Origin of the sequence: Hymenobacter jeongseonensis (assembly GCF_015694725.1) — a bacterium.
Taxonomy (GTDB): Bacteria; Bacteroidota; Bacteroidia; order Cytophagales; family Hymenobacteraceae; genus Hymenobacter; species Hymenobacter jeongseonensis.
In genome coordinates this window covers 467,511-481,171 of sequence record NZ_JADQDQ010000002.1, presented here as the reverse complement: position 1 = coordinate 481,171, position 13,661 = coordinate 467,511, and the positions used below count along the sequence as shown (strand labels likewise).

Sequence of the window (13,661 nt, the reverse complement as noted above, 5' to 3'; positions counted from 1 at the left end):
CTCGGAAAGCTGGACTGGCATTGTGATTTTACGCTAAATTTTATTAAATTAGAGATGCGCAATCGAGAAAGCAACAACGCATAATGCCTCTAAAAATTGCCGGGCAAGCACCGCTGGCGCTGTTGTAAAAGTCAAGTAATCTAGCGTTTAATTACTGCGCTGAGCATGGCCACTATCCTCTGAACTATGACAAGACCCTTTACCCGGACTCCTCATGCGACTGTTATTCTACCTGCTTTTAGCTTGGGGGCTGGCCGCTACCAGCACCAATTCTACACAAGCCCGAGCGTTGCTTCTGGCTAATGAGCAGGCGCAGAACACCCTCACGGTTGTCCCGCCGGCTGCGCTCTCGAATATCCAGAGGCTGCTGCTCGATACGGTGGCCTCGGCGGGGCTGCGGTCTTTGCAGTGGTACAACCAGCGCGCTACCCGGGCCTTTTATACCCAGCGCCATTACGCGCCTGCCTGGAGCGCCGGGCAGCAGCTCAACGAGGCCGGAGAGGTGGCCTTGGCACTCCTTCGCAAGGCCGAGGACTACGGTTTGCAGGCCGATAATTACCACATGCCCGCCCTCCAGGCTCTCACCAAAGCCCTGGCGCAGCCCGCGGATTCGGCTCGCGCCCGCGCTCAGTCGGCCCGGCTAGACGTACTGCTCACCGATGGGCTGTTGCGGTTTGTGCTGCACTTGCGCCGGGGCCAGCTGCGTGAGCTCACGCCCTCGCCCCTCGAAGAAGCCGACTCCGCATTTGTGCCCGCTGCCTGGGTAGCCAATGCCTTAGCTGGTCCCGATTTCGCGGCCGAGCTGCTGCGCTGCCAGCCCCAGCAGCGCGAGTACCAGGAGCTGCAGCAGGCGCTGGTTCGGTGGCGGAAGCGGCCCACTAAGCCGCAGGATTCCGTGCGCATCCGCCGTGCCCAGCAGCTGGCCCTCACGCTGGAGCGCTGGCGCTGGCAGGCCATTCCCGATACCAATTATGTGCTCGTAAATCTACCGGCCTACGCCCTGGAGGTGGTGGAACGCGACTCCGTGCTGCAAACCCACCGCCTCGTCATTGGCAAGCCCGAAAGCCCCACGCCCACGCTCAGCAGCCGCCTCAAGGTGTTCACCCTCACGCCAGAATGGCGGGTGCCCTACAGCATTGCCACGGAGGAAATATTGCCCAAGCTGCGCGACAATCCGCGTTATGCCGCTAGGCATAACTACTCCATTTACAACGCCAAAGGTGAGCTTATTGACCCCAAAAAGGTGGATTGGTGGGACGTGCGCAAGAAGAAGTTCAACTACACCATTCGCCAAAACCCGGGCCCGGGCAATGCCTTGGGGTCGGTTATATTCCGGTTTCGCAATCCCTACGAAGTGTTTCTGCACGCGACTTATGACACCCGCGACTTCAAGCGGCCCTACCGCGCCCTGGGCCACGGCTGCATGCGCATGGAGAACCCCATGAGCCTGGTTTCCTACCTGATGCGGGACGACAGCGTTCAAACCAAACTGCCCACCGAAGCCGAACTAGCCGCCGCGCCGGTCCCGCGCCGCATCACCCTTGAGCGCGCCATGCCGCTGCACGTGCGCTACGCCACCTGCGCCGTAGTGGCCGGCCAGCTGCGGTTTTATGCCGACGTGTACAACAAGGACGAGGAGCTGCGCCAGCAGCTGTTTGGCTCGCTCAAAGCTTTTTAGCGACATGCCGGGCCGCTGCCAGCTTCGCGAATCGCAGTAGCTTCGCGGCATTATGCTCTCCCATCCGCACGAAATCTTTTTGGAAGTGGCCCAGCGTCTGAGCTTCACCAAGGCCAGCCAGGCCTTGTTCATCAGCCAGTCGGCCGTGAGCAAGCAGGTGAAGGCGCTGGAAGAACACTACAAAACCGGCCTGTTTGAGCGCCTGGGCAGCAGCATTCAGCTCACGCCGGCCGGCCTGAAGCTCTACCAGAAGCTCCTGCAGGCCAAGCAGCTGCAGCAGGAGCTGCACCAGGAAATGAGCGAGCTGAGCACGGAGTTCGCGCCGAGCATGCACCTGCTCATCGGGGCCAGCACCACCATTTCGCTCTACGTGCTGCCGCCCGTGGTGTCGGCCTACCTGCGCCGCCACCCCAACCGCCAGCTCAGCCTCAAAAACCGCAATTCCGACAACATCCTGCGGGCCCTGCTCGACCACGAAATCGAGCTGGGCATCATCGAAGGCATTCACAAGGTGAGCAACGTGACCTACACGCCCTTGCTCACCGACGACGTAGTGGCCGTGTGCGCCGCCAACAACCCCCTCGAAACCCGCACCCTCGAAGTCCCCGACCTGCTAACCACGCCGCTGGCCCTGCGCGAAGACGGCTCCGGCACCCTGGCCGTGCTCGAAGAAGCCCTGGCGCGGCACCGAATCAAGCTGGCGGCCCTGCCGGTGCGCGTGCGCATGGGCGGCACGGAGGCGCTCAAAAACTTTGTACGCGTAGATACCTGCCTGGCCTTTTTGCCCCGCCAGGCGGTGGTGAAAGAGCTGGCCTCGGGCGAATTCTCGGAAGTGAAAATCAGGAATTTCCCGTTGAAGCGCGAGTTTAATTTCATTCAGCGCAAGGGCACCGAGAACAACGCGCCCTACAAGGATTTTCTGCTTTTTACCAAGCGCTACTATTCGAATAAGGCATAGCCTATTCCAAAATCCCATCCCAAAAAGGCATACTACGGCGGGGCCGCGCCCGTACTTTGCCTCATGAAACTGGTAGCCTCCGAATCCCTTTCGCGGTTAGTCGCGCTGCACTGCTCGGCCTGTGGCGCGGAGCATTCCGCCTTCGACCTGCAGCGCGTATCCATCTGCTGCAGCCTGCCCCTCGTGGCCGACTACGACCTGCACGAACCCCTGAGCCGCGACGTCATCGACCAAGCCGATACGTCGATGTGGCGCTACGGGGCCCTGCTGCCCTTGCTGCACCACGAAAACAAAGTGACCCTGGGCGAAGGCATGACCCCCGTGCTGAACCTGCCGCGCTTGGCCGCGCGCTACGAGCTGTCCTCCCTTCGGCTGAAGGACGAAGGCCAAAATCCCACCGGTTCGTTTAAAGCGCGCGGCCTTAGCATGGCCATTTCCAAAGCCAAAGAATTGGGCGTGGACGGCTGCATCATTCCCACGGCCGGCAATGCTGGCGTGGCCATGGCAGCCTACTGCGCCCGCGCCGGCCTGCGGGCCGTGGTGGTGATGCCGCGCCACACCCCGCAGGCCTTCAAAGAAGAATGCTACTGGTACGGGGCCGAAGTGGAGCTGGTGGACGGCCTCATCAGCGACTGCGGCGCCCGTGTGCGCCAGCGCAACGCCGACGGCGCCCTGCTCGACATCTCTACCCTGAAAGAGCCCTACCGCCTCGAGGGCAAGAAAACCATGGGCTACGAAATTGCCGAGCAGCTCAACTGGCAGTTGCCCGACGTGCTGCTTTACCCCGCCGGCGGCGGCACCGGCCTCATCGGCATCTGGAAAGCGTTCAAGGAAATGCAGGCCCTGGGCTGGCTGGCGCCCGAAACCCCGCTGCCGCGCATGGTGGCCGTGCAAGCCAAAAACTGCTGCCCGCTGCTCGAAACTTACGCCGGCCGCCAGCCCAACTGCCACAGCTACCAGGGCAGCGCGACGCTAGCCAATGGCCTGGCCGTGCCGCACCCCCTGGGTGAGGCCATGATGCTGCGCGTGCTGCGCGAGTCGCGCGGCACCGTGGTGAGCGTGAGCGAGGAAGACATGCTGGCCGGCATGCGCGACCTCGGCCAACAGGAAGGCCTATTCGTAGCCCCCGAAGGCGCCGCCGTCTGGATGGCCACGCGCCACTTGCTAGCCACCGGCTGGCTGCACCGCGACGAGAAGATTCTGCTCCTGAACACCGGCAACGGCCAGAAATACATGGACAACGTAGCCGGCCGCGCCGCACGGTAGCCCGCTGCCCGCGGCAAGGGCGTAGGTTTTCGCAGTACTTATTAGACCGTCATAGCGGAGTCGAAGCATGACGGTCTAACTCAGGCAACCGATTAGGGTTAACAGGTACTTTCCGGCTAAAACAGTCGGTACTGCGTCGTCGGTCCCGTAATTCGCACCGTGAAATCTGCTGCAACCTTTGCCTCGCCCGACGCGCTTTTCCCCATCTCGCTGCTGTGCTTATCGGGCAGTTGGGGCGGGCTGGAGCTGAACACCGTCCGCTTTGCGGACTGGATGCGGGAGCGCGGCTGGCCGGTGCAGCTTATCAACCTGCCCGATTCGCCCATTGCGGCCCGGGCCACCGAAATGCAGATGGACGTTGTGTTGCTGCGCAATCCCTGGAAAGCGGCAGATGTTCCGGCCGCTGGCCGTTTGGCTAAAATTCTGCGGGATTTTGGCGCCCGGGCGCTCATTGTCACTCGCAACGGCGACCTGGGTATGGCTGTGCTGTGCAAAACGCTCTACCTCCCCCAAATCCGGCTGGTGTACCAGCAGCACATGCAGTTGGGCCTGGCCAAGCGGGGCCTGGTGCACACCCTGCGTTACCGCGCACTCGATGCCTGGCTCGCTCCCTTGCAGCAGCTAGCCCGCGAGGTGCGGGAGAAAACCCGCCTGCCGGCCGAACGCCTGCACGTGGTGCCCTTGGGAATTGAGCTGGAAAAATTCGCACACGCCGGCCCAACCCAGGCGCAGGCCCGCGCCCAACTCAACTTGGTGCTGCCGCCCGATGCCGTGCTACTGGGCCTGATTGGGCGCTTTGATGAAGGAAAAGGCCAAGCATTTGTCGTCGAGGCGGTAGCTAAGTTGCGCAACCAATACCCTCAGCTCCAGTTACTGTTTGTTGGTGAATCGACGCGCAATGAGGGCAACGAGTACCGGGAAGCGGTGCTGGCGCGGGTGCAGGAGCTGGGCCTTGCCGATGCGGTGCACGTACGTGGCTTCACCCCGCAGCCCGAGGTTGCTTACCGAGCCCTTGATATTTCCATTACCGCCTCCACCAACGAGACCTACGGCATGGTCACCATCGAGGCCATGGCTACCGGGCTGCCCGTGGTGGCTTCGGCCACCGGCGGGACTCTCGAAATCGTGGCTGATGGCCGAACCGGCCTACTGTTTCCGTTGGGCAATGAAGCCGCATTTGAGGCTGCTATCGAGCGACTGCTGCACCCAGAATTGGCAGCGCAACTGGGCCAAGCGGCCAAAGCAGCGGCCCTGGCTACCTATTCGCACCAGCAACAGTGCGTGCTGACTGAAGAGGTGCTGCATTCGCTCTTCGCATAGGCCCAGTGTGAAAGGGCGTCACGCCAGGCAGGAGAAGCCGAACGGCACGTTGCCCGCTGGCCTCACCCATTATTAGGCAAAGCCGCAGTTGGGAAATTGATGGGCCAGGCCAGGCTTCAGCAGCTTGTAGGCCTCGCGCCAGCCCGCGCCGATTAGCGCCGCCAGGGCACACCAGCCCAGGTCGGCGGCGCCCACGGGGGCAAAATCAAACAGCCGCTGCGCCGCGGGCACCCACAAGCTCCCAAGCAGCAGTCCCAGCGTGAGGCCCAGCATCAGCCACAGCAGCCGGTTGGGAACCGCAATGGTGCGCACGAACGATTGCGAAAAGGACCGGCTCACCAGCGTAAGCACAATGTTGCTGAGCACCAGCGTGGCAAATACCAGCGTGCGCACTTCGGCCGCGGGCCGGCCCTGCTGCATGGCGATGTAGTACACGCCCAGCACGGCCAGGGCTATGCCCAGTCCCTGCGCAACGCTGCGGCCCAGCTCGCGCCGGCCCAGAAAAGTGGCCGTGAGCGGGCGGGGCCGCTCGCACATCTGGGAGGCCTCGGCGGGCTCGTTCTCGAAGGCAATGGAGCAGGTCGGGCCCATCACCAGCTCCAGAAAGATGACGTGCACCGGCCCCAGCAGGTTGGCCAGCGGCCAGCCGGCGAGCAGCGGCACTGCCACCGTGAGAATGATGGGAATGTGGATGGATACGATGTAGGAAATGGCCTTTTTGAGGTTTTGGTAGATGCGGCGGCCCTGCGCGATGGCCGTTACCATGCTGCTCAGGTCGTCGTTCACGAGCACGAGCGAGGCGGCCTGCCGCGCTACTTCGGTGCCGCGCCGGCCCATAGCCACGCCGATGTGGGCCGCTTTGAGGGCGGGGCCATCGTTCACGCCGTCGCCGGTCATGGCGACTACTTCGCCGTTGTGCTTGAGGGCATTGACTACTCGCAGCTTGGCTTCCGGAAACATGCGGGCAAACACAGCCGTGCCGGCCACGCGCTGCCGAAGCCGCGTTTCGTCCATGGCCAGCACGTCGGCGCCCGTCAGCAGAGTGTCGGCCCCGGCCAGGCCCACTTGGCGGGCTATGGCCTGCGCCGTTTCGGGAAAATCGCCGGTTATCATCTTCACCTGAATGCCCGCATCGCCAAACGTTTTGATAACGGCCGCCGCGTTTTCCTTGGCCGGATTTTCAAGCGCCACCAAACCCAGAAACGACCAGTTGAAATCGTCCTGCTCCGCGGGGTAACCGCCCGACGGAGCATCGGCCCGGGCCACGCCCAGCACCCGCAAGCCCTGCCCCGACAGCTGAAGGGCCACCGCCCGCACCCGGGCTGCTTGCTTGGTGCTCAGCCGGCACACCGCCAGGATATGCTCCACGGCGCCTTTGGCAGCTACCGCCACAGTTCCGTTGGGGAGGCGGCGCACGTGCGTCATCATGGGCGGGGTGCCAGCTAACGGATATTCGTGAATTAGCACAGCGTCGTCGGCCGGGCCGGGCTCGCTGGCGGCAAAGGCCTCCACGATGGCCTTTTCCATGGGGTCAAACGGCGTGGTTTCGCTGGCCCAGCGAGCGTAGGCTAGCACGGTAGTGGCGGTATCAGCCAGCGCGCCGGGCACTGTGCTCAGCTCATCGGTGGCGCCGTCGTACAGTTGGCGTACCCGCATGCCTTGTTGGGTGATGGTGCCGGTTTTGTCCACGCAAATCACCGTGGCCGAGCCCAGGCTTTCCACGGTTTGGGGCTGTTTGGTGAGCACTCCGGCCCGGCTCAGGCGGGCCGCCCCCAGGGCCATGAAGCTGCTGAAGGCCACCGGGATTTCTTCGGGCAGCACCGACATGGCCAGCGTGAGGCCGAACAGCAGGGCCGTAGCCCAGTCGCCGGAGCGGGCGTAGTTCACCCCCCACACCAGGGCAAAGGCACCGGCTCCCACCCAGGCCATGCGCCCCACAAACTGCGCTACCTGCCGCTGCAAAGGAGTTTTTTCGGGCGTGATGGCCTCCAGGCTGTGGCCGATGCGGCCCAGTTCGGTGCCCTCGCCCACGGCCGTGAGCGTGAGCCAAGCGCTGCCGGAAACGGCACTGGTGCCGGCGTAAATGAGGCTGTTGGCCATTTTGGTCACCGGCACGGCCTCCCCGGTCAGGATGGCCTCGTCCACGGCAAAGTCGTTGGCCGCGTCCACGGTGCCGTCGGCCGGGATGCGCCCGCCTTCTTCCACCAGCACGGCATCGCCCACCACCAACTCTTCGATCGGTACCGGGGCCAGCACGCCGTTGCGCCACACCTGGGCCCGGGGCTGGGTGAGTTCGCGCAGGGCACGCAACGCCCGGTCGCTCCGCAGGCTTTGGTACACCGAAATGCCCGCTACCAGCAGCAGAGCCACTACCAGCGTCACGCCCTCCGCCACCTGGCCCATGCTGAAGTAGAGGGCACAAGCCACCAGCAGTAGCAAAAACATCGGCTCGGTTACGACCTCCTTCACCAACATCAACCCCCCGGAGGAGTTAGCCGCAGCAAAAACGTTGCGCCCGTTGGCAGCCCGGGAGCGGACCACGGCTTCGCTGTGGAGGCCTTTGGTGGCGAGTGGCAGAGGTTGCATTGCAGCTAGGGTCTAATAGTATTGGAAGAGCACACCATCTTTTCCCGGCAGTGAATAATTCGGTTTTCGCAAGGCAAAAACTTTAAATTCAATGATATAATAACACTGGATGGGTGGAGGTAGGAAGGCTTTTTCGGAGCATTAGCAGGTGATTTTTTGCGTATCACGGCAGGAGTCCGCATAGGCGCGCCGGCTTGTGCAGCCTGGGCCGGTAGCGCCTAGCGCAGCCAGAGCGTCCGAGTTCACTGTCCCCCCTGTAGTGGAGTGCAAGGTCAGCCCCTAACTAGATGGAAAACATGACCAAAATCATCAGCGAGGCTAATATTCCGCAAGGCAGACCCTGGCAGCGTATTGACTGTCAATATATAATAGTGTTTATGTGCCGTAAGCTCGTCTGGCACCGACACGCCCTTGCTGCGCTCCTTATAAACCGCCATATTTCAAACTGCCGCAGGTGAGCAAGGGGACGTTTCCGCGGCATGCACGTTTGCGAATATCATCCGGGCTGCTCAATTCCAGCCGTCTTTGATAGGCAGAGGGAACTGGCAGAAAAATGCCGACTAGCAGACGGGCCTCAGGCACCGTGGGGCTAAGCTGCGGCCTGCAACCGCGCCAGTACTGCTTGGCCCGCCGCTTCGTCTATGCCGTCGATGCGGACTTTCTTGAACGGGGCAGTATGCCCGCTCAGTAGTTCTATGCTGCTTTTGCTCACGCCAAATACCTCAGCCAGATATGCCAGAAGGCACGCATTGGCCTTGCCATCCTGGGCCGGTGCATTCAGCCGCACAGTTACGGTGCCGTCGGCGGCGACTTGCAGCACCGTGGTTTTGGCCCCCGGCTTGGCGCGCAGGTGGAGGATAAACATGCGGGTTATTCCAAGGATGCAGCCGGTGGCGCCAGCCGGGCCTGCCCAAACGGGCACTGGTCCAGCACCACGCAGCGGTGGCAGGCGGGCGCGCTAAAGTAGCAGCATTTCTGCCCGTGAAACATGAGCGCCTCGTGGTGGTCGTACACCTGCTGGGCGTCCCAGCCGGGTGGCAGCAGCGCTTCCAGCAGCTTATGAGCCGGTCCTTCACCCACTTTCGGCCCAATCAGGGCCAGGCGCTGGGCCACGCGGTGATGGTGGCTATCCACGGGCATGGCCGGGATGCGCAGCGAGCTGAAAAGGAGGGTGGCGGCGCTGGTTTTGGGCCCCACGCCGGTGATGCTTTCCAGCCAGGCGCGGGCTTCGGGAATGGGCATTTCGGCCAGGAAATCCAGTGAGCAGGGCGCGTCGGTGCCGCAACGCTCTTTGATTTCGCGCAGCACGGCTTGGATGCGCGGGGCCTTTTGCTCGGGCCAGGTGCAGGCCCGAATGGCGTGCTGCACGGCCTCCACCGGCGCTTCCAGCACGGCTTCCCACGTGGGAAACGTCTTTCGCAGTTCCTGGTAGGCCCGGTGCGAATCGGCGTTTTTGGTCCGATGCGAAAGCAGGGCGCTAACCAGTTCGCTGAGCGGGTCTTTGGTGCTGAAGAAGCGGAACGGCGCGCCGTATTCGGCGCAAAGCCGCTCGTGCACCAGCAATGCTTTGGCTTGCCGGGTGGCAAAGTCGATGGCCAAGGCTTCAGCAGAAATAGTCGCGGCAGTGAGCTTCATGCCCGGACTACGCGTTTGGCGGACCTTGGGGTTGCGTCAGACCGAGCTTAGTCTAAAAATGGAAAGGCAGAACGCCGCATTTGCGAGTTCTGCCTTTCCATTTTTTTGATCTCATTGATTGCAGTGGTTGCCTTACCGCGCCGCGTTGTAGAGCGCAATGGCCTGACGCTGGTTGTTGGCCTGCTTGCCTTGCAGCACAATGGGAACTATGAGCACCGGAATAGCCACGTAAATGAGCGGCGATATGGACCGGCCGTTATCGGCAGGGCGCAGGGTTTGCAGCATGCCCGCTGCCAGCAGGCCGCCGCCCAAAATGTAGCTGCCCACGGTGGCGCGCTGGTAGCGCCGCGATTCGGCGAGCAGCTGCTGGGCGCCGGCATTGTCGTTGGTCGCGAGCATGAGGTTGCGAGTGCTCAGGTTTTGGATGGGGCCGTTGTCCTTGGAGAAATACTCGGTTTTCACCGTGCGGTAGCCGCCGTAGGGGTAGCGGCCAAAGCCGCCCATCCCGTAGCCTCCCATGCCATAGCCGCCCATGCCGGGGTAGCCAAACCCACCGGGACCGGAGTTGTACTGCGTCGTGGTGATGGAATACAGGCTAATACGGCCGGTTTTTTCGCGCCGCAGCGTGGTTTCTCGGGCTGCGCCGGGGAGGTTGGTGCGTACGTAGTGGCCGGTTTCGTCTTCGTAAAAACCAACTTCGGTGAGGTCGAACCGGCGCTGCCCATCCAGCAAAAGGTACGAGCGGCCAAACAGCGGCGTCTTCGTTTCCACATCGAAAGCGTTGTACACCATCCCGTTTTTCAGGCCCACTTGGAAGCGGGTCGGGCGGTTATTAGAGCCCGGCAGTTGGCCAGCGGGAGTAGGGGCATACACGGGCGCGGGCGCCGCCATGGGGCCGGGTAGGGGCGTGGTAACGGCTGCGCGCCGGGTGGTATCGGGCGGAGCCACGGGCACCGTGTCCAGTTGGCGGGGCGCCGGGTCGGTTCGGCGGGGCGCGGGCGGCGGTAGGGACGGGGGGGCGCCCAGCTGGCGGGGGGGCTCGTCCTGTGCCTGGGCCGCAGACCCGCTCAGCAACGCAGCAACCAAAGCCGGAAAAAGCACGAAAATTCTCATCGGAAGGACCATGGGACTAAACAAAGAACCAATGTGCGGCAAATATCTCAGCTCCGCATCAAAAAGCGTGCAAATGACCAGCGGCGGAGCAGAAACGCAAACGAAAGGTAGGAAGTGTAAATTCCCTCAACGCCGTGCGCATTTGGCCCACGGCCGGGGTTTGGGGCCGGCCAAGGTGGCCCTGCGGCGGGGGGGGCGCTAGTTGAGCAGCTTTTCCAGCAGGCTCAGGCTATCGGCCAGGTCGGTGCTGGTTTCGAAGTCGAGGGGCTTGAGGATGTAGCCGCTCACGCCCAGCCGCTCGGCGTCCAGCCGGTCCACGTCCATGCTGGAAGTGGTGGTGATGAACACCGGAATGTGCTGCAAATCGGCATTGGCCCGGAGTTCGGTCAGGAATTCGATGCCGTTCATGCGGGGCATGTTCAGGTCCAGCAAAATCACTTCCGGCAGCGGGCGAATGGGCTCGGCGCCGTTGCGGCCCAGCAGCAGGTCCAGCGCTTCTTCGCCGTTGAAAGCGGTGCGGAGCTGGTGCGGGACATTGAACTTGGCAAAGGATTTCTCCGCCGTCATCGTATCAAAAATATCGTCTTCGACTAGTAAAACCGAACGCATGAACTGAAGGAAAAAGAGGGGCGGGTCAGCTCCGAACCTATTGAGAGGCCGTCGGTGCTGTCAAAGCCAAAACCCCGAAAATGGGTTCCCAGGAGCGGGGTTACTTTGGCCAGGTAAAGATAAAGCCGGCTCCCTGGCCCGGGCTCGATTCGACGCGGATTCGGCCCTGGTGCTCGTTAATTATTTTCTGCACAATGCTTAGGCCGATGCCGGTGCTCTCGGCCGTGTGGCGGTCGCGCAAGGTTTGGAAAAGCAGAAAAATCTTCTGGTGGTACTCGGCCGCAATGCCAGGCCCGTCGTCCTGCACCCGGAACTCGTAGAAGCGGCCCGCGTCACGGGCGGTTATTTCCAAGTGCCCGGCGCCGCGCTGGTGGTATTTCACGGCGTTGCTGAGTAGGTTGGTGAATACCTGCTGCAAGCCCAGGCGGTCCGTCACGAGGGTGGGCATGTTGGGGCCGACGTGCAGCGTGAAATCGGGCGGCACTACCAGCTCGGCCACTTCGTCCAGGAGCTGCGCTACGTCGACGGAGGTTGCGGTTTGGGCCGTGCGCCCCACCCGGGCGTAGGCCAGCAAGCCGTTTATCAGGTCTTCGAGGCGGCTCAGGCGGCCTTTCATCTGGCCCACGTAGGTGCGGAGCTGGGGCGAGAGTTCGGCGGCCAGCTCTTCCTCAATCCACTTCACGATGGTGGTGACGCCGCGCAGGGGCGCCTTGAGGTCGTGCGAGGCCACGTAGGCAAATTGGTCGAGTTCCTGGTTGCGTTTTTCCAAGGCGCTGAAGGTGGAGTCCAGCGTTTGGGTCATGCGGTTGAGCGACGTGGCCAGGCCGCCGAGGTTATCGGCCGCCGAATCGGTGATTTTCACGGTGTAGTCGCCCTGCACAACCTGCTCGGCCAACTGCCGGATTTGGGCAATGCGCCGGCTGACTTCCGCGTTAATAGCGGCCAGCTCGTCTTGCAAGCGGCGGTTGTCGGCCAACTCTTGCACAATTTTTATGACCAGCCACACCACAATCAGCACCGCCAGCACCGCCGAAATAAGCACCACAATGGGCGTGGCCTTCTCAAACAACTCCTGGGAAGCACTGCGCTGGGCCAATAGAGCCATTTCCTGCTCCTGGATGCGGTTGTATAGCGTTCGTACCTGGCGCAGGGTTTGGCGGTCGGTGTCGAGCAGTGTTTGCATGGTCGACTTGCTGATGGAGTTATTCACCTCGGTCAGCGGCCGCAGAATGCGAAATTCCTGCTCCACCAAATTGCGCAGCGAATCGAGGCGCGCCTGTTGGATGGAATTGTCGGCGGTTAGCTCGTCCAGGCGGCGCAGGCTGGCCGGCAGCTGCCCGGTGGCCATGCTGTAGGGGCGCAGGTAGGCCGTGTCGCCGGTGAGGAGGTAGCCGCGCACGCCAGCCTGCGCGTCTTTGAGCACTGCCGTCACGTTGGAAACCTCCTGCATTACCTGGTAGGTGTGTTCCACCTGCTTGGTTTGCACGCTCAGCCCGCGAATGCTCCAGAACGAAGCCGCCGCCGTGAGCAACAAAATACCCACGGCCAAGGCCAGGCCGCCAATAATTTTAGGGTCAATTTTCGATTTCATTGGGTGCGAAGGTAGTGCGCCGCCCTACGCTTGGGCCGGCACCAGGGTTGGGCGCGGGCCCGGCGCCCGTATCTTCGCGGCCATGCCATTTGTTCCTTCCGACCGCCTCAGTAGCCCCCAAAACCCGCGCATCAAGCAGTTGCTGCGCCTGCAGCAAAAATCGGCCGAGCGCCGCGCCCTGGGCCTCACGCTGGTGGAAGGGCTGCGCGAGCTCACCATTGCAGTAGAAGCCGGCGTGGCCGTGGCCGCCGTGTACTCCTGCCCCGAGCTGGCCGGCGAGGCCGGTCTTTCGGCCCTGCAAAGCCTTTTTGCCGGAAATGCTCCGGCACCCGAGTGGTTTGAAGTGACGCGCCCGGTGTTTGAGAAAGTGGCCTACCGCGAAGGCTCCGATGGCATCTTGGCGGTGCTGCGCACACCGGCCCGCACCCTGGCCGACTTGCAACTGCCGCCCAACCCGCTCATCATCGTGCTCGAAGCCGTGGAGAAGCCCGGCAACCTCGGCGCCGTGCTCCGCACCGCCGACGCCGCTCCGGTCGATGCCGTGCTCATCGGCGACCCGCGCACCGATTTATTCAACCCCAACGTTATTCGCGCCAGCATCGGCTGCGTGTTCACGGTGCCCACGGTGGCTGCGCCGGTGGCCGATATTCTGGCTTTTCTGCGGGAGAAAGGCATTCGCACCTATGCGGCCGCCCTCGCGCCCGAAGCCCGCACCTACACCGAATGCGACTTCCGCGGCCCCACCGCTTTGGTGATGGGAACCGAAGCCGATGGCCTGACCCCGCAGATGCGCGAAGCCTGCGACGAAACCATCATCGTGCCCATGCGCGGCCGCATCGACTCGCTGAATGTGAGCGTGGCCACGGCCGTGCTCACTTTTGAGGCCGTGCGGCAGCGCGGCTAAG

General features: G+C 62.7%; 11 protein-coding genes. 5 read left to right on the top strand and 6 right to left on the bottom strand.

Annotation, left to right across the window (positions count from 1 at the left end; genetic code table 11):
- The first annotated feature begins 214 nt into the window (after nt 1–214).
- From I2I05_RS05665 to I2I05_RS05650, 4 genes are all read left to right on the top strand, one after another.
- On the top strand, nt 215–1,678 hold the full coding sequence (locus I2I05_RS05665) for a L,D-transpeptidase scaffold domain-containing protein (protein WP_196281250.1): 1,464 nt from the start codon (nt 215–217) through the stop codon (nt 1,676–1,678).
- Between the two features lie 52 nt (nt 1,679–1,730).
- Nucleotides 1,731–2,636: a LysR family transcriptional regulator gene (locus tag I2I05_RS05660; RefSeq protein WP_196281249.1), complete on the top strand. Its 906-nt coding sequence runs from the start codon at nt 1,731–1,733 to the stop codon at nt 2,634–2,636.
- Nucleotides 2,637–2,699: 63 nt separating this feature from the next.
- Complete coding sequence (locus I2I05_RS05655) at nt 2,700–3,902, top strand: threonine synthase (protein WP_196281248.1); 1,203 nt, start codon at nt 2,700–2,702, stop codon at nt 3,900–3,902.
- A 159-nt stretch (nt 3,903–4,061) separates the two neighbouring features.
- Nucleotides 4,062–5,222, top strand: coding sequence for a glycosyltransferase family 4 protein (locus I2I05_RS05650; protein ID WP_196281247.1), 1,161 nt, complete (start codon nt 4,062–4,064; stop codon nt 5,220–5,222).
- 72 nt (nt 5,223–5,294) lie between these two features.
- Here the strand turns inward: I2I05_RS05650 and I2I05_RS05645 are convergent, their stop codons facing one another.
- From I2I05_RS05645 to I2I05_RS05620, 6 genes are all read right to left on the bottom strand, one after another.
- On the bottom strand, nt 5,295–7,808 hold the full coding sequence (locus tag I2I05_RS05645) for a cation-translocating P-type ATPase (protein ID WP_196281246.1): 2,514 nt from the start codon (nt 7,806–7,808) through the stop codon (nt 5,295–5,297).
- A 589-nt stretch (nt 7,809–8,397) separates the two neighbouring features.
- A complete protein-coding gene (locus I2I05_RS05640; protein WP_196281245.1) occupies nt 8,398–8,673 on the bottom strand; it encodes a DUF167 domain-containing protein in 276 nt (91 codons plus the stop codon).
- Between the two features lie 5 nt (nt 8,674–8,678).
- Entirely contained in the window at nt 8,679–9,443 is a 765-nt protein-coding gene (locus I2I05_RS05635) for an endonuclease III domain-containing protein (protein WP_196281244.1), read from the bottom strand.
- 132 nt (nt 9,444–9,575) lie between these two features.
- Nucleotides 9,576–10,556: a hypothetical protein gene (locus I2I05_RS05630; protein WP_196281243.1), complete on the bottom strand. Its 981-nt coding sequence runs from the start codon at nt 10,554–10,556 to the stop codon at nt 9,576–9,578.
- Between the two features lie 198 nt (nt 10,557–10,754).
- Nucleotides 10,755–11,165 (bottom strand): response regulator, encoded by a 411-nt coding sequence (locus I2I05_RS05625; RefSeq protein ID WP_196281242.1) that lies wholly within the window; start codon nt 11,163–11,165, stop codon nt 10,755–10,757.
- Nucleotides 11,166–11,265: 100 nt separating this feature from the next.
- The gene (locus I2I05_RS05620; RefSeq protein WP_196281241.1) at nt 11,266–12,756 is read right to left on the bottom strand and encodes a sensor histidine kinase; all 1,491 of its coding nucleotides are present in this window, start codon (nt 12,754–12,756) and stop codon (nt 11,266–11,268) included.
- Between the two features lie 82 nt (nt 12,757–12,838).
- Here I2I05_RS05620 and I2I05_RS05615 point away from each other — a divergent pair, with 82 nt between their 5' ends.
- Nucleotides 12,839–13,660, top strand: coding sequence for a TrmH family RNA methyltransferase (locus I2I05_RS05615; RefSeq protein ID WP_196281240.1), 822 nt, complete (start codon nt 12,839–12,841; stop codon nt 13,658–13,660).
- Nucleotide 13,661: the final 1 nt, after the last annotated feature.